Source organism: Methylobacterium sp. Leaf91 (genome assembly GCF_001422815.1).
In the GTDB taxonomy this organism is placed as follows: domain Bacteria; phylum Pseudomonadota; class Alphaproteobacteria; order Rhizobiales; family Beijerinckiaceae; genus Methylobacterium.
In genome coordinates this window covers 75,088-99,779 of the sequence record NZ_LMMP01000051.1, presented here as the reverse complement: position 1 = coordinate 99,779, position 24,692 = coordinate 75,088, and the positions used below count along the sequence as shown (strand labels likewise).

The following is a 24,692-nucleotide window of genomic DNA, read 5'->3' as shown; positions in this document are numbered from 1 at the left end:
AATGTCGGTGTCAGCGGTCGCGCGACGGCCCGGTCGTCCGATCCTTGCCGGAGCCTTCCGCTTCTTCCATCGCGACCCGCCTCGCCTCCTGCCGACGGCCGAGCCAGAGGCTGTTCAGGAGCCAGGCGACCGAGAGCGGAACCGCTGCGATGGCCACGGCCGTCGAACCGAGGCCCAGCGCTCCGATTCCCTGGAAGGACCAAGCGCCAATCTGGTCGCCGGTGCGGTAGACCACGGTGTCGATGAAGTTCTTCGCCTTGTAGCGGTCCTCGCGCGGCACGACCGTGAACAGCACCTCGCGGATCGGCCGGGCGATGGCGAAGTTGCCGGCCCGCCGGAAAACTTGGAACGCCACGATGGCCGTGATCGTGGGAGAGAGGGCGAGCGCCGCGAATCCCAGGATGCTGGCCGCCGGTAGAAGCGCGAGGGCAGTGCCGACCCCGATGCGCCGCACGATCCGGCCGGTAAGGAAGAATTGCACGCCGAGAGTGAGCAGGTTCACCAGCAGATCGACGCTGGCGAAGAAGGCCGTCTGCGAGCCGCGATCGGGGAAGCTGCGCTTGGCGATGCCCGCCTGCTCGAAATACAGGAAGGTCGACGTCACCGAGAACAGCAGCAGGAACAGCCCGATATTGAGCAGGTAGGGCGACTGGAACGTGCGGGTGATGCCCGCGAAGGCACTGCCGCCGATGGCCTCCGACGGGGCGGCGTCGCCCGTGGCGGGAGCCCGGTTCAGGCGGTCGGACAGGCGCGCGAGGCCGCGCATGCTGAACACCGCCACCTCGAGGAGCAGGGCCGCGCCGATGAGGAGCACCCAGGTCGGCACGTCGCGGGCGAGGATCGCCGTCGTCGCCGATCCGGCGATCGCCCCGAGAGTCGCGCCGGCGGCGATGAAGCCGAACAGGCGCTTGCCCTGCTCGGTGGAGAACACATCGACGATGGTGGCCCAGAACACCGAGACCACGAACAGGTTGAAGATCGAGAGCCAGACGAAGAAGGCCCGGCCGATCCAGACGTCGCCCTCCGGCCCGGCGAAATAGAGCGCCCCAGCGAACAGCACGATGTTGGCGGCGAAGAACCGATAGGTCAGCGGCACGAACCGGGCGCGTGGCAATGTCTTCACGAGCCAGGCGAAGGGGACGTTCAGCGCCAGCATGCCCACGAGGGTGCCGGTGAACAACCAGGGCAGGTTCTCGATCCCGCCGGCGACACCCATCTGGTCGCGGATCGGCCGGAGGACGTAGTAGGCGGCCAGGATCGAGAAGATGTAGGCCCAGGACCATGCAAGGGCCGGCACCTCCTCCGCCCGTACGTCGATGAGCCGACGCAGCCAGGGCGGGACGTAGCCACCGCTACCGGCGGTCAGCGGCTTTGCCAGCCCTGGCCCGTCGCTCAACGGGTGACCCCGAAGCGCGCCCGCGATTCCTCCGCATTCAGGTCGAGGCCGAAGCCGGGGGAGCCCATGGCGAAGCTGTCCGCCTTGGCCAGCGGCCCGACCTCCACCGGGTCGAAGCCCGCATCCTTGACGAGTTGGGAAGCGATCGCGAGCGCCGCGGGATCGTCGCCGGCGATGGGGATCGCCATGCGTCCGCCTTGGCGATGGGCGTTCTTGGCGAAGACCTTGTAATTGGCCGCGTTGAAGGCCCGGACGATCTTCGCCCCGTTCAGATATTTGGCCGAGACCGCCGCGATGCCGTTGGCCTGGACCTCGCCATAGACCTCGCCGTCACGGGCCTGGGTCGCGTTGCCGGCATCGATCACCACCTTGCCCTTGAGCGCTGCGGCATGGTCCTGCGCCAGCTGCGGATAAGCCTTGTAGGGCACCGCGATGAGGATGACGTCGCCGAAGGCGATGGCCTCGGCCGGGCTGCCCGCCCTCGCCTTCGGTCCGAGCGCCTCGACGAGACCCTTCAGCTCCTCCGGGTGGCGCGACGACAGCATCACCTCGTGGCCGGCTTTCGCCCAGAGGCCACCGATCGTGCCGCCGATATTGCCGGCCCCGACAATGCCGATGTGGACCGGCTGCGGTGCAGCCTGGGCCGAGGCGGGACAGGATGATGCCAGCAGGCCCGAAGCGGCGATGAGCCCACCGGCCAGCATGATGACGGCACGGCGGTTGAAGAAATCAGAGCGCGTCGACATAGGCCTCCATTCGGGTTCGCTGGGCGGCATCGGGCAACCGGCCGCGTGCCGCGCCGAGATTGTCCTCGACATAGGCCGCCTTGGCCATGCCGGGGATCGGGCAGGTGACGGCCTCGTGGGCGAGGACGTATTTCAGGAAGAATTGCGGCCAGCTCGCGCAGTCGAACTCCGCCGTCCAGGGCGGCAGGTCGCGTCCCTGCACGGCCTTGAACAGGCGGTCGCGCCCGAAGGGCACGTTCACCATCACCGCCATGCCGCGCTCTTTCGCCAGCGGCAGGATGCGCTCGGCGGCGCGGCGGTCGTCGAGGGCGTAATTGACCTGGATGAAATCCATCCTCTCGCGGCGCATCACCGCCTCGAGATCCGCGAACTGGCTGTCTCGCCAGACCGTGACGCCGATGTAGCGGATCTTCTTTTCGGCCTTGAGCTCACGCAACGTGGCGAGGTTCATTGCCGTATCGCTGAGGTTGTGGACCGCCACGAGGTCGATCCTGTCGGTCGCCATGCGGCGGAAGGAGCGTGCAATCTCGGCCGCGCCAGCCTCGCGGCCCGGTGTCCCTACCTTGCTGCAGAGGAACACCTCCTCGCGCAGACCGTCCTGGGACAGGATCTTGCCGAGGACGTCCTCGGCCGTGCCGTAGCTCGGCGCCGTGTCGATGACCGAGCCGCCGAGCGCCACGAACCGCTGCACCGCCTCGCGCAGGGGCGCGATTGTCTCGGGAATCGGCTCGACCTCGTAGCGGCGTGACGTACCGATCCCCATGGCGGGGAGCGTCTCGCCGGAGGACGGGATGGCGCGGCGGATCAGACCGCCCTCCTCCGCATGGGCCGGGGACGTGGCGCGCTGTAGCAGCGGCACGATCAGGGGAGCCAGGCCGGCACCGGCCAGGAACGCACGTCGGGATGGATGCATGCGGGCTCGGTCCTCATCCGGGGATCGGGCAGGGTCAACGCCGCTGCGCCGCCAAGGTGCCAACGGATCAGGAAACGGCCGTCAGCTTGTCGGCCATGGACTGTTCTTTGTCCCGCCGCGACGAGAAGGCCATGGTGAAGAAGACCCGCTGAACGCCGAGCTGGCTCAGCTTCTCTTCGCAGAGTTCGATGAGCCGGCAGATGTCGGCGAGCTCGCCCTCGATATTCGTGCCGTTGGCATGCATCTCGGCGTTGAGGTGGCTGGTCTCCAGGATGGTCTTGATCTCCTTCACGTAGGAGGAGACCGAGGGTCCGACCCCCATGGGGACGATGCACAGATCCGCGACGACTTTCATGACGGTTCTCCTTGGCAATGCGGGCGAACGGGATGGCCGATCCCGATGGTCCTAGAGGCGTCTCGACGGCCTGCGTCGCCAGCGCCCAGGGGGCGATGGGAACGGTCGGGCGCCCGGTCCGTTGATGGACATACCTCACAACAGGATGTTTCGAATGCGCAAGCTCGCACTCCTCTCGGCCGCGGCCGTCAGCCTCGGTGCCCTCCTCGCGGCGGCACCTGCGGAAGCCCGTGGTTGGGGCCATGGCGGCGGATACGGTCATGGTGGCTTCGGCGGCCACGGTGGATACGGTCATCGCGGCGGTTATGGCCGTTACAGCGGTGGTTACGGTCGCTACGGCGGCGGCTACGGTCGTGGTTACGGATATGGCCGTCGCGGCATCGGTCCTGGTGCCGCCATCGGCCTCGGCGTCGCTGGCTTGGCTGCCGGAGCCATCGCGGCCGGAGCCTATAACGGTGGTTACGGCTACGACGGTTACGGTTATGGCCGCCCCGTCGGCTATTACGGCGGTTACGCTCCCGCGCCGGCCTATGGCTACGGATACGGTGGTTACTACGGCTACTGAGCCGAAACCGTATGAGGAAACGAAGGGGTCGCCGCGAGGCGGCCCTTTTTGCATGCGCTTATCGCTGTCGCCTGTTCCGAGCCATTCCGGCTCATGAAACAGCGACGGATCTGAAGCACACCGTCTCCGCCCCGATGCGGCGCGATCAGGGTGGTGCGAAGATCGTGATGTTGCTGTTGATCTGGTAGGCCGCCGTCGGCGGCGTATTGACGAAGCGCAGGCGGATGGGGCTTTCGCCCAGGATGGCTCCGAAGGACGGCGTCACCGTCATGGGAAAACAACGGTTCACGGCATCCCTCGCTGCCTCCTCGAACCGTTTTCTGGCGTCCTGATCGCCCTGGAGGCGGCGGGCCGTGACGAGAGGTGCACCACGTAGCTCACCCGTCTTGCTGATGCCGAACAGGAACGCGATCAGCGATCCCCTGGTATCCGGCGGGACCGACCAGCAGGACGCAAGCGTCGCGCGAATGTCCGCCCAGTTGTTTACCGCAACTGCCGGTGACGGAGACTGAGCGAAGACGGTGGTCGTCATCGTCATGGACAATCCGCCGAGCATCGCCGCGCCGAAACGGCACGCGATGACAAACCGGCGGATCGGTTCATGTTTCATGGTGGTCAGTCTAACCGCCACTTCGGCCCGGAGCAAAACGGCGCCCATCTGCCCGCTTTGCGACTACCGGGCTCGCCCTTTCGTTGGCGCGTTCGGCCTCGGCTTCACCGCCTCTTCGAGACGTGGAAGATGGCAAAGCCCGCCAGTGCCGCGAGGCCCAGCGCGAGCGGCCGGTTGTCGTGGAAGGCGCCGAGCGCACGTGAGCCCGCATCGCGAAGATCGCCGACCACGGGGTTGCCCTGAAGGATGTTCTGAGCGCGCTCCAGATTCTCAGTCCTCGTGCTGATGGACACTTCGAATTCGTCGCCGTGGCGTTCGATATCCACGCTGTTGCGGGCGAACCCGGCACGTGCCAACCGCTCCCTTGCCGAGCGAGCCGCCCGGAGAGACGGGACGATAACCGAAGCTAAAGCGCTGTCAGACATTCATTTCCTCCAATTTGGATGGACGAACATCTTTGAAGGCTCATCGGTTCCTTGACGAAGACCGCATTCGTTTTGCGCTCCCGGCGTACGACGTCAGTGCACTGCTTGACCCGAGGGCAAGTTCAGGCTGCGTCCGTCGTGCCGGCACAGATTCCGAGGCCGTGGGCGAAGCCGGACACAGGGGCCCGGCTCGCTGTGGACGGCGTCAGGCCATAGTCCAAGTGAGGAGCATGATCCCACTGAGAAAGATTCCGTAGGTGATCGCGATGGCGGCGATCTCGCGGTGTTCGTTGACGATGTTGCGGGAAGCGAGGATCATGGCAATGACCGGCAAGGGTTGGATGCCGGCTCTATAGTCGAAGGATTTCTAACGTGTGGTCGTCATGAATGGTTAATATGATTTTAACCATTCGGTGTCGCCCGCCGGACACACCCTTCGATGTGCCGGTTCGCATCGATGACTTAGATCGGCCATGCAGGACGCATCGCCCCGGTTACGACGGGATCGACGGCTTCACCGGAGCCAGCCGGAGCAGAGCCTCCTTGTCGACCAGAAGGGCGGCGGCGATTTCATCGAGAGCGATGTGCTCGACGTCGCTGATCCCCTCGTGATCGGCGGCATCGGCCGCGATCAGGAACACCCCGTTTCGTTGATCGATGGACCTGTCGGCGATGGCGGCCACGCGGCTCAGATTGTCCGCCCGCCCGACGCGGGTCCGGGCCCGCGCGATCCCGTCGAACAGTTCCGCCTCCAGCATCAGCGTATCGTATCCCTTCTCGATGATGGGATTCGCCCGCATGGCCGCGAGTGCGACCTCGACCTCCGCCTCGTCCACCTCACTGTCGGCCACGATGACGTTTGAGGCTGCGGATACGGCCGCATACATCAGCGTCTTGTCGCCGACATAGGCGGTGACGCGTTCGAGCAGGTTCTGAAAAATGCCCATCAGGGACTCCTTGGGGCGGTCCGGCCGAGGGCCGCGAACGGGCAACGCTCGAACCTGCCATTGGGAGTCGTATGCAAAGTTCGCACGCCGAACGCACGAGCTTTCTTGGGCCGGCAGGCGGTGACGTCACCGCATGGCAGAGCCTGTGTCATCGGTGCCGCCACTCATCGTCGGTGTCGTGGCACGGCAATGGGAGCGGTCGAGGGAATTCGCGACGTCGGTCGGTCTCGCCGAACCGGGCCCTCAGCCTCGACACGCCATGTCGGGCGATCCACGGCGTCGCCCGCTGCTGAGGTTTAGGCGAGGTTCGATCGACGGATGGGGATGATGCGGAACCGGAACCAACCTCCATCCGACCTGGCGGAGGCCATCCCCTTCGCTGAACGGCGCTCTACATTCCGCATCGCCGGCTCGGAACGCGCGGGAAGGCAAGGACGGGACTGCGGGCATTTGGCCCTGGGCACCACGGCTTCGATATGTGCTCGCTGAACGGTCGAAGAAACGGATGGAGAAGAGATGAGTTTACAAGGCCAAGCGATCGCTGATCTCTGGGATCAGACCTTCAACAAGGGCGACACCGCCGCATTGGGAAAGCTCTACAGCGACGAGGGAAAGGTGATCCCGGCGGGGGGCTCGCCCGTCCAGGGAGCGGACAAGATTTCCGCCTTCTTCGCCGACCTGCAGGCGAAGGGATTCAAGGACCATAAGATCACGGTCCAGGACACCACGCAGAGGGGCGAGACCGTCATCCTCACCGGGCTCTGGCAGCTGACCGGACCGGGAGAGGGAGGTCAGTCCCAGAGCTATGGGGGCAATTGGGTAAACGTTCTGGAGCCTCATGGCGATGGTTGGCGCGCTCTGCTCCACACTTGGAACTGAGTGACATCTGGAACTGAGCGACATCTGGAACTGAACCATCCTCGGTTCGCCGGGCCAGCATCCCGGCCCGGCCCACATCCCGTTTCGAGGGATGAGCCTATCCGGACCCGCTGGGTCATAACCGGTCCCATCGCCTCTATCGGGGCAAAACGGAGGAACACGTCATGGACGAGGATCGCTTCAACATCGAACTGCGCAAGTTCCTGAAGGAAGTCGGAGTGACGTCGCAGCGTGAGATTGAGCGTGTGGCCCGTGAGGGTCAGGTGCCGGGCGGGTCTTTGAAGCTTCGCATGACTCTCACGGCCGAGAACGCGCCGCTGGAGCACGTGGTCGAGCGCACGATCTCACTGGGCGAAGATCCGGGCACGACACGCTGACCTGTCACGATCAGCGGCCTGCCTCCTTCGACACCTCCATGAACAGGCGGGTCGCGAGGTAGAGCCGCGGCGTGATGCTGGCGAGGACCGCGAACTCGTCCGTGCTGTGATAGCGGCCCCCGACGATGCCGAGGGATTCGAGGATAGCGGGTTTCGCCGGGCTGTCCGGCTGGAAGGCGTAGCCCGCATCCGTCCCCCCGCCGATCTCCGCCAGCATGAGCTCGGCACCCATCTCGGCATAGATGGCGCGTGCGCGTTCCCCGAGGGCCTTCGTCCCCGGATTGCTCGGCAGCGGCGGGCGGCCTTTGGCGAGATCGAAGGTCACCTGCGTATCGGGAACGCGATGCGATTCGGCGATCTTCCGTCCCTCGGACAGGACGCGGTCGTACTCGCTCGGCACGAAGTAGCGCATGTCGCCCTCCGCCTTGGCGTCATCGGGAATGATGTTCGGCTTGGTGCCGCCGTGGACCACGGTCCAGTGCAGGCTCGTCCCCTTGGCTGGGTCTCCGAGATCCTGAAGCTGGAGGATCTGGTGGGAGAGCTCGACCACCGCGTTGCGTCCGGCTTCCGGCGCGCCGCCGGCATGGGAGGCACGGCCTTTCACGGTGAGGCTCGCGTAGTTGATGCCCTTCGTCGCCACGGTGACGGCATCGACACCGGCTTCGGCGAAGGAGGGTTCGAACGACAGGACTACGTCCTGATCGCGGGCGATCCTGGCGATCTCGTCGCGCGATCCGCGCGAGCCGCGCTCCTCATCGGGATTGAAGACCACCGTGAGGGTGCCGTAACCATCGAACCGCAAGGTCTCCAGGATGGAAAGGAGATGCAGGATCATCGCGATGCCGCCCTTCGCATCGGCGACACCCGGTCCATAGGCGCGGCCGTCACGCTCGGTATAGGGGCGCTTGGCAGCGTCGCCCGTGCCGAACACGGTGTCGTAATGCACCAGCAGCATGATCTTGCGCGTGCCGCTGCCTGATCGCGTACCGATCACCGTGTTTCCGCCGAAGACGGGGGCGTTGCGGGTGCTGACTGCGAGTCCCGAGGCTTCGAGGCGAGCCTTCAGGAGCGCCTCGACCTTGGACAGGCCGGACACGTCGCCGGTGCCGCTATCGAGATCGACCAACCCCTTCAGCGTCTCGCGATACGGGCCGTCCTGCGCCTTCACCGCTGCGAGCACGGTGTCGTCCGGAGCGGACCGGGCGGCGAGCGGCGCCAGCGCCATGAGGACGGCGAGGGCCAGAGACGCGGTCGTACGCATGGAAATCCTTCTCGTCGTAGGCCGACGCAGCGAGCCACGATCTATCCGGCTCGTAGGCTGCCCGTCCCGGAGTTTCTCGCATCGATCGTCACAGAACCGTAGAGACCGCTCCGACGCAAGGATCGCGCGGCTTGCGGGCGAACCGGCCGGGTTTGGGCCGGGTCGCCAAGGCGTGCCCCTTGATCGGACCGTGGTCGCGCGCTCCGGCTGATACGGCCTATGCCGGCGGCACGTGAGCGATGCGGACGTTGTTCGTCGTACCCGCCACGGCGAAAGGGATGCCGGCGGTGATGACGACGAGATCCGTGGGCTTGGCGAAGCCCTCTTTCACGGCTTGGTCGATGGCGCCCGCCACCATCTCCTCGTAGGTGGTGACCTCCGCGGCTTGGACGCTGTGCGCGCCCCAGAGCAGGCAGAGCCGGCGCGAGGTCTCGAGGTCCGGCGTGAGCGCCAGGATCGGCACCTCCGGGCGCCGGCGTGCGATGCGCGCGGCGGTGGTTCCGCTGAGCGTGTAGGCCACGATGGCGGCGGCATTCACCGCATCGGCGAGGCTGGCCGTCGCGGAGGCGATGGCGTGCGGTGGCGTTTCCTCCTCGTCGGGGTCCGAGGCGGTGATGAGCGAGCGGTAGAGCTTGTGCGTCTCGGTGCGATGGATGATCCGGGCCATCATTTCCACGGTCTCGACCGGAAATTTTCCCGTGGCGGATTCCGCCGAGAGCATCACCGCATCCGCCCCGTCATAGATCGCGGTGGCGACGTCCGAGGCTTCGGCCCGGGTCGGTGTCGGGGCCGAGACCATCGAATCGAGCATCTGGGTCGCCACCACCACGGGCTTCACCGCGAGGCGGCAGGCGCGGATCAGCTCCTTCTGGCGCCCCGGAACGTCCTCCTGCGGGATCTCCACGCCAAGGTCGCCGCGCGCCACCATCACGGCGTCCGAGAGGCGGATGATGTCGTCGATGCGCTCCAGGGCCTGGGGCTTCTCCACCTTGGTCATGATGCCGGCCCGGTCGCCGATCAGCCCGCGCGCCTCGATCACGTCGGAGGGCTTCTGCACGAAGGAAAGCGCGACCCAGTCGACGCCGAGCTCCAGCCCGAAGGCGAGGTCGGCCCGGTCCTTGGCGGTGAGCGGCGAGACGTCCAGCAGCGTGCCGGGGAGGTTGACGCCCTTGCGGTTCGAGAGGGTGCCGCCGATCACTACCTCGGCGATGATGCTGTCGCGGGTGAGGCCGGTGACACGCACCCGCACGCGACCGTCGTCGATGAGCAGGTCCTGCCCCGGCGCGACGGCGGCGAAGATCTCCGGGTGCGGAAGGGGGATGGCGTCGCGCCCGCCTTCGGCGCCATCGAGGACGAAGCGGAGGCTCTCACCCGGGACCACGTCGAGGCGGCCGCCGGCGAGTGTTCCCAGGCGGATCTTGGGGCCCTGGAGATCCTGCAGAATGCCGATGGGCCGGCCCACCTCGTGCTCGAGCGCGCGGATCGCGGCATGGACCACCGCGTGGTCGGCCTGCGTGCCGTGGCTGAAATTGAGGCGGAAGGTGTCGACGCCCGCCAGGAACAGCCGGCGCAGCATCTCGGGCGACGCGCTGGCGGGGCCGACGGTGGCGACGATCTTGGCGTGACGGAAGCGGCGCATGAACGATTCGGCCGTGAGCGACCGCCTTCTCGGAACGGGGTTCGGACGCTCAGGATCGCATGGAAACCGCCTGGGTCGAGAGGGGGGCCGGGCCATTGCCTAGGAAGACGGTGGACCTCATGCGGCCAGCCCCATGAAGGCGCGCATCGGCGAGGGGTCGCGGCGAAGGTCGGCCGCCGATCCTTCATAGACGACGTGGCCGTTGTTGAAGCCGTAGACCCGCTGGGCGAAGCTGAGCACCGCGGCCACGTTCTGCTCCACCACGACGATCGTCCGGCCCTCCTGGGCGAGGCGGCGCGTGAGGGCGATCAGGTCCTGCACGATCAGCGGCGCCAGGCCCTCGAACGGTTCGTCGAGGAGGATGATCCGGGGGTCGCGGATGAGTGCTCGGGCGATCGACAGCATCTGCTGCTCGCCGCCCGACAAGGTCCGGCCCCGCGACGTCCGGCGCTCCTTCAGGCGCGGGAAGACTTCCCAGACCCGGTCGAGGGACCAGCCCTTCGGTGCGGTGAGGCGGGCGACGCGCAGGTTCTCCTCCACCGTGAGGGTGCCGAAGATGGCGCGTTCTTCGGGCACGAGCTGCATGCCGACCCGCGCGATCTTCTCGGGTGGTAATCCCTGGATCTGTTTGCCATCGAGGCGGATCGTGCCGCTACGTGGGGAGAGGGCGCCCATCAGGGTCCGGAGCGTCGTGGTTTTGCCGGCCCCGTTGCGGCCGAGCAGGGCCACGACCTCGTTCTCCTCGACCCGGAGCGAGACGTCGAAGAGGACGTGCGAATCCCCATAGAGGGTGTTGATGCCCTCGACCTCAAGCAGGCTCATGCGTGGCTCCCAGGATCGTGGTCCCCTCGCCGGAGGCTTCATCCGGGGCAGCACCCAGATAGGCCTTCTGCACCGCCGGGTCGCGGCGCACGGTCTCGGCGGGCCCGTCCGCGAGAAGGCGCCCTTCGCTCAGGACCGTGATTCGCTCGGCGAGATCGAAGACGGCATCGAGGTCGTGCTCGACGAGGAGGATCGTGCAGGAACGACCGATCCGCCTGATGAGTGCGCAGGTCGCGACGCGTTCCGAGGGGCTCATGCCGGCCAGTGGCTCGTCGAGGAGGAGAACGTTGGGGCTGGTGGCCAAGGCCATGCCGATCTCGAGCCGGCGCTTCTCGCCATAGGCGAGGATGCCGACGCGCGTCTCGGCCCGCATCCCGAGATCGAGGATGCCCAGCATGGTCTCGACCTGCGCCTCCACCTCCGCCCGGCCCGTGGCTGGGGCGAGAAGGTCGAGACGGAATCGCCCGCGAGCCCTGGCGAGGGCCGCCACCCGCAGGTTCTCCCGTACGGAGAGGTTGAGAAAGAGCTGGTTGAGCTGGTTGCTCTTGGCGACGCCGCGCTGCGTCGCCTCCGTCACGCCCGCCCCCGTGAGCCGCTCGCCGAACAGCAGGACCGATCCCGCGCTTGGGGTCACCTCGTCGGAGAGCATCTTGAAGAGCGTGCTCTTGCCGGCGCCGTTCGGGCCGATCACCGCATGGATCGAGCCGCGCCGGACCTGGAAACTCACACCGTCCACGGCCTTGAGGCCCCCGTAATGTCGGGCGAGCCCTCGAGCTTCCAATGCGATCTCCGCATGGGCGGTGCGACCGTCCACCGCCGGTCGTGGCATGGGCAGCGCGACCTCGGCCGGGATTTCCGGCGCGACGATACCTCCCGAAGCGATGGCGTCCTCGATCGCCTCCGTGCGTGCCTTCGCGGCGCGGAGGCGGATCGCCTCGCCGCGCTGTTGCCAGCGATGCAGGATCTCTCCGCAGATGCCGCGCCGCAGGCCCATCACCAAGCCGATGAAGGCTACGCCCAGGATCAGCTTCCAGAGGGAGCCGAAGCCCGGAATGAGCTGGAGGTTGTCGCGCAGCCACAGCCAGAGCACGGCGCCCACGAGGGGCCCCACGAGCGTTCCGACCCCGCCCACGATGGTCTGCACCACCAGCTGGCCCGAGGTCTCCAGCGCGAAGGCGTCCGGCGGCATGTAGCTCTGGAAGGAACCCAGCATCGCGCCGGCAAGGCCCGCATAGAGGGCCGCGATGGTGAAGGCCGCGAGCTTGTAGGCCGGCACGTCGTGGCCGAGCATGGCCACGCGCGGGGTGTTCTCCTTGATCGCTTTCAGGATGAGCCCGACCGGCGAGTGCACGATGCGCCGGGCCAGAATGAAGCCGAGGAAGAAGGTCGCTGCGAGGAGCGCGTACATGGGGAGGCCGGCGGTGATCCTGACGGCCCACGTCCCGAAGCCGATCACCGGCACCGGAACCCCCGCGATGCCGTTCTCGCCGCCGGTATAGTCGGAGAGCGGCGAGTTCTGGATGAAATAGGCCATCTGCCCGAAGGCCAGGGTGATCATGGCGAAGTAGATGCCGATGCGTCGCACGGCGAGCCAGCCGACCGCGAGGCCGAACAGGCCGGCCGCCAGCGTGCCGATCAGGAAGGCGAGCCAGACACTCTGGATCAGACCCGAGACCAGCAGATAGGCGGCGACGAACCCCCCTGCCCCGTAGAAGGCCGCCTGGCCGAAGGAGAGCAGGCCGGCGAGCCCGAACAGGATGTCGAGGCCGAGGCCGAACAGCGCCCAGTTGAGCGCCCGCGACAGCAGGTCGTGCGAGAAGCCGAGCGGCGGCAGGAGGATCGGCGCGGTGAGGAGGACGACGAGGAGGGCGAGTTCGGGCCAGGCTCTCTGCAGCGGACGGACGCCCATCAGACCCGGCCCTCCGTGCCGAACAGCCCTTGCGGCCGCGCCACCAGGACGAGGGCCATCAGGCCGTAGAGCATCACCTCCGAATAGGCGGAGTTGAAGGCACTGGTCAGGCTGATGATTTCGCCGGCGATCAGGCCGCCGACGATGGCGCCGGGGAAGGAGCCGAGGCCCCCCAGCACGATCACCACGAAGGACTGAACCATGAAGCTCGCGCCCATGTCGGGCGTGACCGCGACGACGGGGGCGTAGAGCATGCCGGCGAGGCCGACGGCGACGATGCCCACCGCGAAGACGAACAGGAAGGTGCGTCGCACGTCGATGCCGAGGATGCCGACCATGCCGGCATTCTCGATGCCGGCCCGCACGACCAGTCCCACCGAGGTTCGGTACAGGACGAGGTAGAGGCCCACCAGCAGCGCCGCGATGATGCCGATCAGCTGGAGACGGTAGGTCGGGTAGACCAGAAAGCCGAGCTTCGTCGCGCCGGTACCCCAGGAGGGGACCGGCACCCGCTGGCTGTTGCCGCCGAACCAGGTCCGCAAGGCTTCCACCAGCACCATGCCGATCCCGTAGGTGACGAGGATCTGGTCCTCGTCCGGCCGGGCATAGAAATGGCGGATGATGAGCCGCTCCATGGCAAAGCCGATGATGAGCATCACGGCGCAGCCGCCGAGCAGGGCGAGCACGAAGGAGTGCGTCGCCTGCATCATCACGAAGGCGGTGTAGGCGCCCACCGCGAACAATGCGCCATGGGCGAAGTTGAGCACGCCCAGCGTGCCCAGGATGATGGTGAGCCCGCTGGAGACCAGCGCCAGCAGGCTGCCGAGGGCGAGGCCGTTGAAGGCCTGGGAAAGGAGGACGGCGGTGCTCGGCATGGTCGTGTGCCTCAGGTGTAGGGGCCGAGCTTGCACCCGAACAGGTCGGGCGGGTTCATCACCGTCTCGCCGTCGACGAGATCGACGACTTCGTAGAAATCTTCCGGGCCCTTCATGGCCGAAGGCGCCTTGCCGCGCAGGATCGGGATCGGCCGGACCATCTGGTGGTCCTCTGCCCTGTAATAGACGCGGCCGATCGTGGTCTCGTAGGGCTGGGACTTCGAGCCCTCCATCACCTTGATGATGTCGACAGGGTTGAACCCCCCTGCCCGCTCCACCGAGAGCGCCCAGAGGTAGGTCTGCATGTAGGCGATGTGGGCGCCCCAGCGCGGACGGTACTTGTTTCGGGCAAAGAACGCCTCGACGAAGGTCTTGGCCAGGGGATAGCGGTCCTCCAGCGTCCACCAGAAGTCGCAGGAACCGTAGACGCCCTGCATCAGCTCGGGCCCGACCTCCTTGTCCTGGAAGGAGGAGAGGTTAGGCACCACGAGCTTCATGCTGGAGAGGACGCCGAACTGTTCGGCTTGCTTCGTGGAGGCCACCGCGTCGGACCCGAAGCAGATGTTGACGAAGACATCGGCGCCGCTGTTGGCGATGTTGAGAAGCGCCGAGCTGTAATCGGCCGTGCCCAGGGGCACCGTCTCCTTCAGGACCTGTGTCCAGCCCTGCTCCTTCGAGAATTTTGAGAAGGAATCGTAGACCGTCTGGCCATAGGTATAGTCGGGGACGAGGAAGGCGGCCTTGAGGTTCTTGCCCAGGGCTTTCGCGACGACCGGCGCGAGGGCCTTGGCGGCCATGTAGGCGTTCTGCTGCGAGCGGAAGCCGTAGCGTTGGCAGTTCTTGCCGGTGACGTCGTTCGAGCCGGCGATGCCGACCATGTAGAGGACCTTGTCGCGGCTCGCGAGCTCTTCCAGGGCGATGGCCTCGGCGCTGCTGACGGAGCCCTGAAACATGATGGCTTTGTCGCGCTGGATGAACTGGGTCGCGGCCTGGACCGCGACGTTGGGCTTGCCCTCGGTGTCGGCGATCTTGTGGCGGATCTGGCGCCCGAGGACGCCCTTGCCCTTGAGGCCCCAGGCAGCGGGGATCTCGCCGCCCGCGTTGATCTGCGCGATGGCCAGCTCATAGCCGAGCTTGAGGTCGCTGCCGTCGCCGGAGAACACCCCGGTCAACGGCATGTTGAGGCCCACGAACACCGAATCCGTGCCCACCCCCTCCGGAAAGGTGCCGATCTGGGCGGGGCTCTGGGCGCGGGCACCGCGCAGGTCCGGCAGCATCAGGCCGGCGGCACCGGCGAGGAGGAGCGTGCGACGATCGAGCATCAGGGGTCTCTCCGGTCTGGCTTCGAGGGGTCTGTTCGGGTGCTCTAAGGCTTCTGTGCTTGGGACTCGGTCGGGATCAGGGATGCGGGGCGGTTCGGCTTGGCGTCAGCAAGTCACGCGCCGGTCGCCACAGGCGGCAGCGGCTCGGGCGCAAGCGCCGGACCGTCCCGGAACTGTGCGGGCGCGAGCCGCTGGCGGTTCACGGCGAGGTCGAAGACGTCGAAGCGGTTGTAGTAGCCCACCACGTCGTGGAACTGCTTGGGCTCGACGCAGGCGTTGAGATCGATCTCAGCGTAGAGAATCCCCTCCTCCTGCAGCGCCTCGCCGATCTGCGTGCCGGTCGGATCGACGAAGAACGAGGCGGCGCGCGGCGTTCCGTCGAGCACCTCGGCGGCGCCCGGATCGCGCGCCGCCAGGAAGTCGTAGGCGTCCCGGTCCAGCACGCCGGCCGTGACCAGTCCGAAGGCCTTGGCCTCGAAGCAATGGGCACTGGCGCGCAGGCGGTTGGCGGCGAGGTTGTCGTAATTGCCGCCGCCCTGCGGCCGACGTGTCGGCCAGACCGGAGGCCAGGACGAGATGTGGAACTGCTCGCCCTGCGCCATCAGGGCATAGCGGGCGAGCGGGTTGGTGTTTTCGCCGCAGATGAGCTGGCCGATGCGGCCGATCCCCGTCTCCACCACTTTAAGCCCAGCCCCGTCGCCCGAGGCCCAGATGAGCTTCTCGTAATAGGTCGGCATCAGCTTGCGGTGGTGGTTGAGGATCGTGCCATCCTCCCCGATGAAAAGGTTTGCGTTCCAAAGGCAGCCCACGCTGGCGGGCGAGCGCTCGCTGATGCCGATCGATACGAAGATGCCCGCTGCCCGCGCCGCCTGCCGGATCCGCGCGATCTCCGGTCCGTCGACGAGGACTGATTGCTCCGCCATGCGGGCGAACAGATCGTGGTTGTCGATGGGAGCCGAGAGGGCGGCCCAGACCGGAAAGGCCGGGATGAAGGTCTCGGGAAAGGCGACCAGCGCGGCGCCGGCCCGGGCCGCTTCTTCGATCAGGGCGACCGCCTTGGCGGTGGTCGCGGCGGCATCGAGGAAGACGGGTGCTGCGTGAATTGCTGCGGCCTTGAACTGTGGAAGCATCGGGGTTTCCCTTTCCACGCCGAAGTTACGTGGTGGAATCGGCTTGCGAAGCGGGCAATTCTGCAAGGCGCCTTGCAGGATGTCTCCGGGATGATGTCCGGGCCGGCGCACAGGGGCGACTGGCGCACATCTTGCGCCCGCTTCGACCATGCAGACCTTCGATCTCCTGGACTGGAACGACATCAAGGTCTTTCTGGGAGCGGCCCGTGGCGGGAGTCTCGCCGCCGCGGCCAAGCGCCTGAAGGTCGACCAATCCACTGTGAGCCGGAGGCTGGCGAACCTGGAGAGTGTCCTCGGCCTCGCACTCTTCGAGCGCGTGCCGTCGGGGCTCCGTCTCAGCGATATGGGGCAGCGCATGCTCCAGCATGCCGAGCAGGTCGAGAGCGCGGTCATCTCCCTCCGGCACGAGGATCATTCCGGCGATGGCCGTATCGGGGGGCGCGTACGGCTCGCCACGATGGAAGGCATTGCCTCCCTGTACCTCGCCGAGCGCCTCTCGAGCTTGAGAGACCGCCACCCCGACTTGATGATCGACCTCGTGACCTCGGCTCAGACCGTCTACGTCAACCGTCGCGAGGCCGACCTCTTCCTCAGCTTCTTCAAGCCACCGGGGAGAGGGTTGGTCTCGGAGCAGATCGGAGCGTTCCGGCTTGGCCTGTATGCGGCGCCGAGCTACCTCGCGCGGCATGGATGCCCCGTCGATCTATGGGCGCTGAAGGAGCACCGCTTCGTCTCTTACGTCGAGGATCTCATACAGGTCGATTGCGTCCGCTGGCTGGACGACGTGCTCGACGAGCCCCGGACGGTGTTCCGCTCCACCAGCATGATCGCGCAGAAGAGCGCGGCACTCGGAGGGCTCGGCCTCGTTCTGCTGCCGAGCTTTGCGGTGACGGCCCGTGACGACCTCGTTCCGGTTCTGCACGGGAGCGCCTTCACGACCCGGGAACTCTGGCTGAACGTTCACGCAGATCTTCAATTCGTGCCCCGCATCCGGGCCGTCATGGCCTTCCTGAAGAGCACGATTACAGCGGATGCGCAGTTTCGGGTGTCGGCGGACGATGCCGCTCCACCGGCGGTTCGCCATGTCGGGGAACCGCCGCGGAAGCGCGTTCCAAGTGTTCAACCGCGATGCGAGACAGTGCATTCTGCATGATCGTCGGGCGGTCACCCGCCTGCGCGCTGGAGGCCTGCGGGCGCTTCTCTGCGGGGCCGCTCAATTCACGAGCCCGTCCGCGTCGCGCCGCTGCTGATGGGCGGCGGTGATCTTCTTCATGAGCCGGATTAGTGTCGCCTGCTCCTCTTCCGAAAGGGGTTCGAGCGTCGCGTCATGGGCCTGACGCGCGGCCGTCTCCATCTGCCCCAGCAGGGCACGGCCTGCCTGGGTCAGGCGACAGCGTTGAGAACGCCGATCGGTCGGCGAAGCAGAGCGTTCGACGTATCCGCGTAGCTCCAGGCGTTTGAGGGCGCCGGTCGTCGTCGTTCTGTCCAAGGCGACCGCGTTGGCCAAGGTTGTCTGGTCGGCTTCCTCACGTTCTGCCAGTAGAGAGAGCAGGCTGTACTGCAGGGGAGTGACGCGGAAAGCGCCACAACGCTCTGAAAATAGGCTGACATGGATCTGATGCAGCCGCCGCATCAGAAAGCCCGGCCGTTCCGGCAGGAGCCAGGGCGTTCCGAGGGCCTGAAGAGCCTCCGGTGAGGGCGCCGCATCCGCTTCAGCCAGCCCGCTTTCGTTCATCTGCGTCCCGTCTCCCGCTCCCGATCCGAAGCCCGGACGGTTCCTGGCACGTAACATGCCTAGGCAAATATACGAAGCATACTTCGCATTTCCCTGGTCACGTCCGTGCGAGGCAAGGCGAAGGCCGACGCGCGACGATGGAGGAGACGGAATGGACGCTGGTCGCTACGACATGCTGCTGCGCGGCGGACGGGTCATCTGCCCGGCCTCTGGCATCGATGGCATCAAGGACGTCGCCATCCGCGACGGGCGGATCGCCGCCGTCGAGGACAGCATCATACCGTCTGCCGCCACCGAGGTGGTGAACGTCTCTGGCAAGCTCGTCCTGCCGGGGATGATCGACACCCACGGGCACGTCTACCAATACGTCACCGGACGGTTCGGACTGCCGCCGGACATGGTCGGCGTGCGCTCGGGCGTGACCACGGTGATCGACCAGGGCGGCGCGTCCTGCATGACCCTGCCGGGCTTCCGCCACTTCATCGCGGAGAAGGCCGAAACCCGGATCTACGCGTTCCTTTCCGCCTATCTGGTCGGGGGCCTCGAAGGTCACTTCTACCCGAACCTCTACAGCCCGGACGGGGTCGACATCGACGCCACGGTGAAGTCGGCCGTGGAGAACCGCGACCTCGTGCGCGGCATCAAGGGGCACGCCGAGATCGGGGGCTTCGCCCGCTGGGGCATCAAGGTGATGGAGATGGCGGCCGAGATCAGCCGCCGGGCCGACCTGCCGCTCTACGTGCATTTCGGCCAGCTCTGGGGCCTGCCCGAGAACGGCGCCAATGGCGAGGACGCCAACACCATCATGGAGCGGGTGATCCCGCTGCTGCGTCCCGGGGATTTCCTCGCCCACCCGTTCACCCGGCATCCCGGCGGCTTCATCAATGAGGAGGGCGTCGTCCACCCGATCATCCGGGCGGCGATGGATGCGGGCCTCCGGGTCGATGTCGGGCATGGCAGCCACTTCTCCTATCGGGTTGCCCGCGCCTCCCTGCCGGCAGGCGTCGTGCCCTACACGCTGGGCGCCGACATGCACGGCTACAACACCGAGGTGCCGCGGCCGGCGGGCACGCCCGACGAGCACCACGACGACGAGAACCACCCCTTCCTGGGCCAAGCCCGCTTCAGCCTGACCCAGGCGATGAGTTCGATGATGGCTTTGGGCCTCAGCCTCGAACAGGTCGTCCCCATGGTGACGAAGCATCCGGCCGAGATGCTGGGCCTGTCCGACCGGATCGGTGCCCTGACGCCGGGCTTCGCCGCCGACGTCTCGGTGCTGCACGACCATCGCGGCCGTTTCCTGCTGCGCGACAACGAGGACACCCAGGTCATCGCCCAGCGCCTGCTGCAGCCGGCCTTCTGCCTGCGCGCCGGCCGCCGCTTCGACGCCGACTCGCCGATCCTGCCCAGCGCCATCGCGGCCTGACCCTGGCACCCAAGGAGACGACCGCATGAGGGCCGATCCGTCCCCGCTGCCGCCCGACCCCCGGCACGATTGGTCCTGCCTCGACCGGGCAGCGCGCGATGCCGCCTACGACAACAACGCGGCGGTGCCCGATGCCGCCGCCCAGGCCGCGGCGCGCAACGCGGCCTCAGCCGCCTACCGCGCTGCGCATCCGGGCGCCCTCGACATCCCCTATGCGCCCGCCCCGCGCACGGCCCTCGACCTCTACCCGGCCGCCGACCCGGCGGCGCCCTGCCTCGTCTTCATCCATGGCGGCTATTGGCAGCGCAATTCTCGTGAACTGTTCGCCTGCTTCGCCGAAGGCCCCGCCGCCGCCGGCTGGTCCGTGGCGATGCCCGGCCACACCCTCGCCCCCGAGGCGAGCCTGACGCAAATCGTCGAGGAGATCGGCCTGGCCCTCGACTGGCTGGCCGAGCACGGGCCGGCGCACGGCCTCAGTGGTCCGCTGGTCCTCGCCGGCTGGTCGGCGGGGGCGCATCTCGCGGCGATGCAGCTCCATCACCCGGCCGTGGTGGCGGGGCTCGCGATCTCGGGCGTCTACGAACTCGGGCCCATCCGCGACACCGGGCTGAACCAGGCCCTCTCCCTCACCGACGCGGAGGTCGCGGCCTTGTCGCCCCTGCGCCTGCCGGTGGTGGGGAAACCCCTGGCCATCGCCTACGGCACGGCCGAGCGCCCGGCCCTCGTCCACGACGCCCGCGACTTCCACGCCCTGCGCAGCGCTCACCACGCGCCGGGGCCGCTCCTTCCCGTCGTGGGGGCCGAACACTTCTCGATCTTGAGCGAACTGCGTCGTCCCGGCGGCGTGCTGGTGCGCGCCGCGATCGATCTCATCAAGGGGAGACACGCATGAGCGACGCGATCCTGCTCACCGAGGGCGTCGGCGCGCGTCTGCCCCGCAAGGAAGACGACCGCCTGATGCGCGGGCGTGGGCACTATGTCGGCGACCTGCGCCTACCCGGCCTGCAGGACGTCGCCTTCGTCCGCAGCCCCCTGGCGCATGCCCGTATCCGGGCGATCCACGTACCGGAGGCGTTTCGCCACCACGTGTTCACGGCGGCCGACCTCGCGGACGTGCAGCCGATCCGGGCCGTTTCGGGGCTCGCCGGTTTCAAGGTCTCCGAGCAGCCGGTCCTTGCCAAGGACAAGGTCCGGCAGGTCGGTGAATTGCTGGCGATCTGCCTCGCGCCGACGCGAGCGCAAGCCGAGGACATCGCCGCCGCCATCGTCCTCGACCTCGAAGAGCTTCCAGCCGTGCACGACATGCTCGCCGCCCGCGAGCCCGGCTCCGCCCTGGTCCACGAGCATTGGGGCGACAACGTCTTCCTGGAGACCCTGGTCGACGTGAACTTCGCCGCGGCGCTCGATGCCCCGATCAAGGTCTCGCGGACCATCTCCACCGGACGCCAGTGCATGGCGCCCATCGAGGGGCGGGGCACGGTGGTGCATCTCGACCACCGAATGGACCAGCTCGTGGTCCACACGGCGAGCCAGATGCCGCATATCGTGCGCAACGGCCTCTCCGAATGTCTCGGGATCGAGCAGGGGCGCCTGCGCATCGTTTCGCCCGATGTCGGCGGCGGCTTCGGCTACAAGGCGATCCTGCTCGCCGAGGATGTCTGCCTCGCCTGGCTGGCGCTCCGCGTCGGCCACCCCGTGCGCTGGCTGGAGGACCGGCGCGAACACCTCACCGCAAACGCCAATTGCCGCGAGCACCATTACCGCATCACCGCCTATGCGGAGCGGGACGGCACCCTCCGGGGCATCGATTGCGAGGCCACCGTCGATTCCGGGGCCTATTCGGCCTACCCGTTCTCCGCCTGCCTTGAGGCCGCGCAGGTGGCGAGCATTCTGCCCGGCCCTTACGACTTCCCGGCCTATCGCTGCCGGACCTGGTCGGTCGCCACCAACAAGTGCCCGATCCTGCCCTATCGCGGGGTCGCCCGGACCGGCGTGTGTTTCGCCATGGAGCTCATCCTCGACGCGGTGGCGGCCGAGGCCGGCCTCGAGCCCTGGACGGTGCGCGAGAAGAACCTCGTGCGGGCCGAGCAGATGCCCTTCGACAACATCACCGCCAAGCATTTCGACAGCGGCGACTATCCGCAGGCGCTGAGACGCGCCCTGAAAGCCATCGATGTCGACGCCGTACGGGCGCGCCAGCGGATTCCCGAGCCCGACGGGCGCCGCATCGGCCTTGGGCTCTCGATCTATTGCGAGCAGGCGGCGCACGGCACCTCGGTCTATTCCGGCTGGGGCATCCCCATGGTGCCGGGCCACGAGCAGGCGGGTGCGCGCCTCACCCCCGATGGCGGGCTCGAACTCCGGATCGGCGCGCATTCGCACGGGCAGGGATTGGAGACGACCCTGGCGCAGGTGGCGCACGAGATCCTCGGCGTTCCGGTGGCCCGCACGCGCCTTGTCCATGGCGACACCGCGATGACGCCGTATTCCACCGGCTCCTGGGGCTCGCGCGTGATGGTGATGGCGGGCGGCGCCGTGGCGGCGGCCTGCCGCGAACTCAGCTTGCGGGCGCTCCGCATCGGGGCGCACCTGCTCCAGGCCGACCCGGCGGACTGCCGTTTCGAGGCGGGCCGCGTCGTCGGTCCCTCGGGCGATGTCGGCCTCGCGCAGATCGCCCACACCTGGTACCGGCGCCCGCAGGATTTGAGCCTGGACGTGAATCCGGGCGGCCTCGAAGTCACCGCCGGTTACAAGCCGCAACGCGATTCCGGCACCTTCTCGTACGCGGCCCATGCGGCCCTCGTCGCCGTGGACCCCGATCTCGGGGCGGTGGAAATCCTCGACTACGTCATCATCGAGGATGGCGGCACCCTGGTGAACCCGCTGGTGGTGGACGGCCAGATCTATGGCGGCCTCGCGCAGGGGATCGGTACGGCCCTCTACGAGGAGATGCGCTTCGATTCCCGGGGCCAGCCGCTGGCCTCCACCTTCGCCGACTACCTCCTGCCGGGGCCGGCGGAGGTGCCCGAACCCCGCATCGACCACATGGAGACCCCCTCCCCCTACACGCAGTTCGGCGTGAAGGGGATCGGCGAGGGCGGGGCCATCGCGCCCCCGGCTGCGCTCGCCAACGCCATCAACGACGCCCTGCGTCCCCTCGGTGTGGCGATGCTGCATGCGCCGGTGAGCCAGCACCGCATCGTCGAGGCCGTGCTGGAGGCTCGCGACGCGGCCTCTGCCCGCAGCCGGGAGGCCGCATGAAACCCGCCCGCTTCGCCTATGAGCGCCCCGGCGATCTGTCCGCCCTGCTCGCCCGGCTCGCCACCGCCGAGGGCAGCGTGAAGCTGATGGCCGGGGGGCAATCCCTCGGACCGATGCTGAACCTGCGCCTCGTCGAACCCGACCTCGTCCTCGACATCACGGGCATCCCCGAGCTGCGTCGGGCCTCGGTCGAAGGCGAGACCCTGGTGCTCGGCGCCTGCATCACCCATGCGGATATCGAGGACGGGCGCGTCCCCGACCTCACGGGCGGCGTCATGGCGCGGGTGGCGATGGCCATCGCCTACCGGCCGGTGCGCAATCGCGGCACCATTGGCGGCTCCCTCGTCCATGCCGATCCGGCCGCCGACTGGGTCACGTCGCTGATCGCGCTCGGCGCCGAAGTCGAGCTGGCCTCGACATCCGGTCGCCGCCGGCTGGCCCTGGAGGACTTCGTCACCGGCGCCCTCGACGTGGCCCTGGCGCCCGGCGAGATGCTGGTCGCCGTGCGGATTTCCGCCCTCCCTCCCGGCACTGCCTGGGGCTACGTCAAGCATTGCTCCAAGATCGGCGAGTTCGCCCACGCCATCGGGGCCGTACGGATCGAGCCCCATGCCGGGCGCGGCCGTGTGGTGATCGGCGCCATCGAGCGTGCGCCCCTCGTGATCCCGGACGCATCCGACCTGTTCGGCGGCCGGATCGGTCCCGACTTCGCCGAACGCTTCGATGCCCGGGCCGCCGATGCGCGCCTGCGCGAGGCCGGGATGACCGACGCCGTCGACCGTTACGTCCACGTCACCGTGCTGGGCCGCGCCATTGCCCAGGCGGCCGCCGCGCCGCCCTCCCTCACACCTACTGTCAGCGAGGCCGCATGAGCACCGCCGCGTCAGCCCTTCGCGACGACCGCCTGCCGCTAAACTTCACCGTAAACGGTCGTGCGCGCAGCCTGCGGGCCGAGCCGCGCACGCATCTCGGCGATGTCCTGCGCGACACCCTCGACCTGACCGGGACCCATCTCGGCTGCGAGCACGGAATCTGCGGGGCCTGCACGGTGCTGCTCGACGGCGAGCCGGCCCGCGCCTGCCTGACCGTTTCGGGGGCCTGCGCGGGGGCCGACATCACCACCATCGAAGGCCTCGACGACGACCCGGTCGCCGGTGAATTGCGCGCCGCCTTCAACCGTGAGCACGCCCTCCAGTGCGGCTACTGCACGCCCGGCATGCTCATCGCCGCCCGTGATCTCGTCCTGCGCCTGCCGGACGCCGACGAGCGCCGCATCCGCGCCGGCCTCTCGGGCAACCTGTGCCGCTGCACCGGTTATGTCGGCATCGTCCGGGCGGTCCGTAGCGTCATCGCCGAGCGCCGCGCCCGCGGTATCGGGCCGACGACCGGCGGACAGCGCGGCCTCGGCCCCGTCGGCGCGCGCCTCGGCACGTCGTCCGGCACTGCATCGGATGCGGCCCGCACGCCCCTGCGCCCCGTCGCACAGGCCGAGACCGCGCCGTCGATCGCCGATCTCGACGGCGATTTCGTGCCGGCCCACCGGTTCGACCAGTCCTTCACCGTGGCGCACCCGCCCGACACCGTCTTCGCTCTGTTCGGCGACGTCGAGGCCGTGGCCGCCTGCCTGCCCGGCGCCATGCTGACGGGCCAGCCGAACCCGGACGCGGTCGAGGGCGCGCTTCAGGTGCGGATCGGGCCGATCGCCGCGCGCTTTCGCGGCCGCGCCCGGATCTTTCGCGATGAGGCGGCCCGCACGGGACGCATCCTCGGTGCCGGCAGCGACGCGGGCGGACGCTCCGCCACCCAGGGCGAGATCCGCTACCGCGTCGGACCGGGCGAGACCCCCGGTACCGCCCGGATCGATCTCGCCGTCGGCTACACCCTCAAGGGGCCGCTGGCGCAGTTCGGGCGGCCGGGGCTCGTGCGCGACCTCGCCGGACGCCTCGGGGCCGACTTTGCCGCGAACCTCGAAGCCCGCCTCTCCGGTGCGCCGGCCCCGGCTGCCACGGGCCTCAACCCCCTGCGCCTGCTCCTCACGATGCTGACGACCTCCCTGCGCCGGCGTCTCGCCGCATGGGGCCGCCGTCCCTGACCGTCGC

The 24,692-nt window shown here is 68.0% G+C and carries 24 protein-coding genes; 9 read left to right on the top strand and 15 right to left on the bottom strand.

Going from position 1 to position 24,692, the window contains the following annotated elements:
* Nucleotides 1-10: 10 nt before the first annotated feature.
* From ASF32_RS22550 to ASF32_RS22535, 4 genes are all read right to left on the bottom strand, one after another.
* Complete coding sequence (locus tag ASF32_RS22550) at nucleotides 11-1,366, bottom strand: MFS transporter (protein WP_200919239.1); 1,356 nt, start codon at nucleotides 1,364-1,366, stop codon at nucleotides 11-13.
* 26 nt (nucleotides 1,367-1,392) lie between these two features.
* The gene (locus ASF32_RS22545) at nucleotides 1,393-2,142 is read right to left on the bottom strand and encodes an NADPH-dependent F420 reductase (protein WP_200919233.1); all 750 of its coding nucleotides are present in this window, start codon (nucleotides 2,140-2,142) and stop codon (nucleotides 1,393-1,395) included.
* Nucleotides 2,126-3,055, bottom strand: a complete 930-nt coding sequence (locus ASF32_RS22540) for an aldo/keto reductase (protein ID WP_056434058.1) — start codon at nucleotides 3,053-3,055, stop codon at nucleotides 2,126-2,128. Before ASF32_RS22540 ends, ASF32_RS22545 begins: the two co-directional genes overlap by 17 nt.
* A gap of 67 nt (nucleotides 3,056-3,122) precedes the next feature.
* The gene (locus ASF32_RS22535; RefSeq protein WP_056434053.1) at nucleotides 3,123-3,410 is read right to left on the bottom strand and encodes an MTH1187 family thiamine-binding protein; all 288 of its coding nucleotides are present in this window, start codon (nucleotides 3,408-3,410) and stop codon (nucleotides 3,123-3,125) included.
* Nucleotides 3,411-3,564: 154 nt separating this feature from the next.
* On the opposite strand from ASF32_RS22535, the gene ASF32_RS22530 reads away from it, so the two are divergent.
* Complete coding sequence (locus ASF32_RS22530; protein ID WP_056434050.1) at nucleotides 3,565-3,975, top strand: hypothetical protein; 411 nt, start codon at nucleotides 3,565-3,567, stop codon at nucleotides 3,973-3,975.
* A 145-nt stretch (nucleotides 3,976-4,120) separates the two neighbouring features.
* On the opposite strand, the gene ASF32_RS22525 is transcribed toward ASF32_RS22530, so the two are convergent.
* The 3 genes from ASF32_RS22525 to ASF32_RS22515 form a co-directional block, all read right to left on the bottom strand.
* Nucleotides 4,121-4,531: a hypothetical protein gene (locus ASF32_RS22525; RefSeq protein WP_056434260.1), complete on the bottom strand. Its 411-nt coding sequence runs from the start codon at nucleotides 4,529-4,531 to the stop codon at nucleotides 4,121-4,123.
* Between the two features lie 158 nt (nucleotides 4,532-4,689).
* The gene (locus ASF32_RS22520) at nucleotides 4,690-4,941 is read right to left on the bottom strand and encodes a hypothetical protein (RefSeq protein ID WP_244477934.1); all 252 of its coding nucleotides are present in this window, start codon (nucleotides 4,939-4,941) and stop codon (nucleotides 4,690-4,692) included.
* A gap of 563 nt (nucleotides 4,942-5,504) precedes the next feature.
* Nucleotides 5,505-5,957, bottom strand: coding sequence for a hypothetical protein (locus ASF32_RS22515; protein WP_056434039.1), 453 nt, complete (start codon nucleotides 5,955-5,957; stop codon nucleotides 5,505-5,507).
* A gap of 516 nt (nucleotides 5,958-6,473) precedes the next feature.
* Between ASF32_RS22515 and ASF32_RS22510 the strand changes: the two genes are divergently transcribed.
* A complete protein-coding gene (locus ASF32_RS22510; protein WP_056434034.1) occupies nucleotides 6,474-6,836 on the top strand; it encodes a DUF4440 domain-containing protein in 363 nt (120 codons plus the stop codon).
* Nucleotides 6,837-7,000: 164 nt separating this feature from the next.
* Nucleotides 7,001-7,213, top strand: a complete 213-nt coding sequence (locus ASF32_RS22505; protein WP_056434031.1) for a DUF6494 family protein — start codon at nucleotides 7,001-7,003, stop codon at nucleotides 7,211-7,213.
* 10 nt (nucleotides 7,214-7,223) lie between these two features.
* On the opposite strand, the gene ASF32_RS22500 is transcribed toward ASF32_RS22505, so the two are convergent.
* The 7 genes from ASF32_RS22500 to ASF32_RS22470 form a co-directional block, all read right to left on the bottom strand.
* On the bottom strand, nucleotides 7,224-8,474 hold the full coding sequence (locus ASF32_RS22500; protein WP_056434028.1) for a glutamate carboxypeptidase: 1,251 nt from the start codon (nucleotides 8,472-8,474) through the stop codon (nucleotides 7,224-7,226).
* Nucleotides 8,475-8,691: 217 nt separating this feature from the next.
* The gene (pyk, locus tag ASF32_RS22495; protein WP_056434024.1) at nucleotides 8,692-10,113 is read right to left on the bottom strand and encodes a pyruvate kinase; all 1,422 of its coding nucleotides are present in this window, start codon (nucleotides 10,111-10,113) and stop codon (nucleotides 8,692-8,694) included.
* Between the two features lie 117 nt (nucleotides 10,114-10,230).
* Nucleotides 10,231-10,935 carry an ABC transporter ATP-binding protein gene (locus tag ASF32_RS22490; RefSeq protein ID WP_056434019.1) on the bottom strand — a complete coding sequence of 235 codons (705 nt, stop codon included), beginning with the start codon at nucleotides 10,933-10,935 and terminating at the stop codon, nucleotides 10,231-10,233.
* The gene (locus tag ASF32_RS22485; RefSeq protein ID WP_056434016.1) at nucleotides 10,922-12,844 is read right to left on the bottom strand and encodes a branched-chain amino acid ABC transporter ATP-binding protein/permease; all 1,923 of its coding nucleotides are present in this window, start codon (nucleotides 12,842-12,844) and stop codon (nucleotides 10,922-10,924) included. Before ASF32_RS22485 ends, ASF32_RS22490 begins: the two co-directional genes overlap by 14 nt.
* A complete protein-coding gene (locus ASF32_RS22480; protein ID WP_056434011.1) occupies nucleotides 12,844-13,719 on the bottom strand; it encodes a branched-chain amino acid ABC transporter permease in 876 nt (291 codons plus the stop codon). The genes ASF32_RS22485 and ASF32_RS22480 overlap by 1 nt, the downstream gene beginning before the upstream one ends.
* A gap of 11 nt (nucleotides 13,720-13,730) precedes the next feature.
* Nucleotides 13,731-15,044 carry a substrate-binding protein gene (locus ASF32_RS22475; protein WP_156467937.1) on the bottom strand — a complete coding sequence of 438 codons (1,314 nt, stop codon included), beginning with the start codon at nucleotides 15,042-15,044 and terminating at the stop codon, nucleotides 13,731-13,733.
* Between the two features lie 110 nt (nucleotides 15,045-15,154).
* Nucleotides 15,155-16,171, bottom strand: a complete 1,017-nt coding sequence (locus tag ASF32_RS22470) for a carbon-nitrogen hydrolase family protein (RefSeq protein ID WP_056434005.1) — start codon at nucleotides 16,169-16,171, stop codon at nucleotides 15,155-15,157.
* Between the two features lie 148 nt (nucleotides 16,172-16,319).
* On the opposite strand from ASF32_RS22470, the gene ASF32_RS22465 reads away from it, so the two are divergent.
* Nucleotides 16,320-17,324 carry a LysR family transcriptional regulator gene (locus ASF32_RS22465; protein ID WP_082470081.1) on the top strand — a complete coding sequence of 335 codons (1,005 nt, stop codon included), beginning with the start codon at nucleotides 16,320-16,322 and terminating at the stop codon, nucleotides 17,322-17,324.
* A gap of 60 nt (nucleotides 17,325-17,384) precedes the next feature.
* On the opposite strand, the gene ASF32_RS22460 is transcribed toward ASF32_RS22465, so the two are convergent.
* Nucleotides 17,385-17,906 (bottom strand): MarR family transcriptional regulator, encoded by a 522-nt coding sequence (locus ASF32_RS22460; protein ID WP_082470079.1) that lies wholly within the window; start codon nucleotides 17,904-17,906, stop codon nucleotides 17,385-17,387.
* Nucleotides 17,907-18,057: 151 nt separating this feature from the next.
* Between ASF32_RS22460 and ASF32_RS22455 the strand changes: the two genes are divergently transcribed.
* From ASF32_RS22455 to ASF32_RS22435, 5 genes are read left to right on the top strand one after another with little or no spacing between them, the layout of a single operon-like run.
* Entirely contained in the window at nucleotides 18,058-19,332 is a 1,275-nt protein-coding gene (locus ASF32_RS22455) for an amidohydrolase/deacetylase family metallohydrolase (RefSeq protein ID WP_056433999.1), read from the top strand.
* A 25-nt stretch (nucleotides 19,333-19,357) separates the two neighbouring features.
* A complete protein-coding gene (locus ASF32_RS22450) occupies nucleotides 19,358-20,224 on the top strand; it encodes an alpha/beta hydrolase (RefSeq protein WP_056433997.1) in 867 nt (288 codons plus the stop codon).
* A complete protein-coding gene (locus ASF32_RS22445; protein ID WP_056433995.1) occupies nucleotides 20,221-22,593 on the top strand; it encodes a xanthine dehydrogenase family protein molybdopterin-binding subunit in 2,373 nt (790 codons plus the stop codon). The genes ASF32_RS22450 and ASF32_RS22445 overlap by 4 nt, the downstream gene beginning before the upstream one ends.
* A complete protein-coding gene (locus ASF32_RS22440) occupies nucleotides 22,590-23,465 on the top strand; it encodes an FAD binding domain-containing protein (RefSeq protein WP_056433992.1) in 876 nt (291 codons plus the stop codon). The genes ASF32_RS22445 and ASF32_RS22440 overlap by 4 nt, the downstream gene beginning before the upstream one ends.
* The gene (locus tag ASF32_RS22435; protein WP_056433989.1) at nucleotides 23,462-24,685 is read left to right on the top strand and encodes a 2Fe-2S iron-sulfur cluster-binding protein; all 1,224 of its coding nucleotides are present in this window, start codon (nucleotides 23,462-23,464) and stop codon (nucleotides 24,683-24,685) included. The genes ASF32_RS22440 and ASF32_RS22435 overlap by 4 nt, the downstream gene beginning before the upstream one ends.
* Nucleotides 24,686-24,692 lie beyond the last annotated feature (7 nt).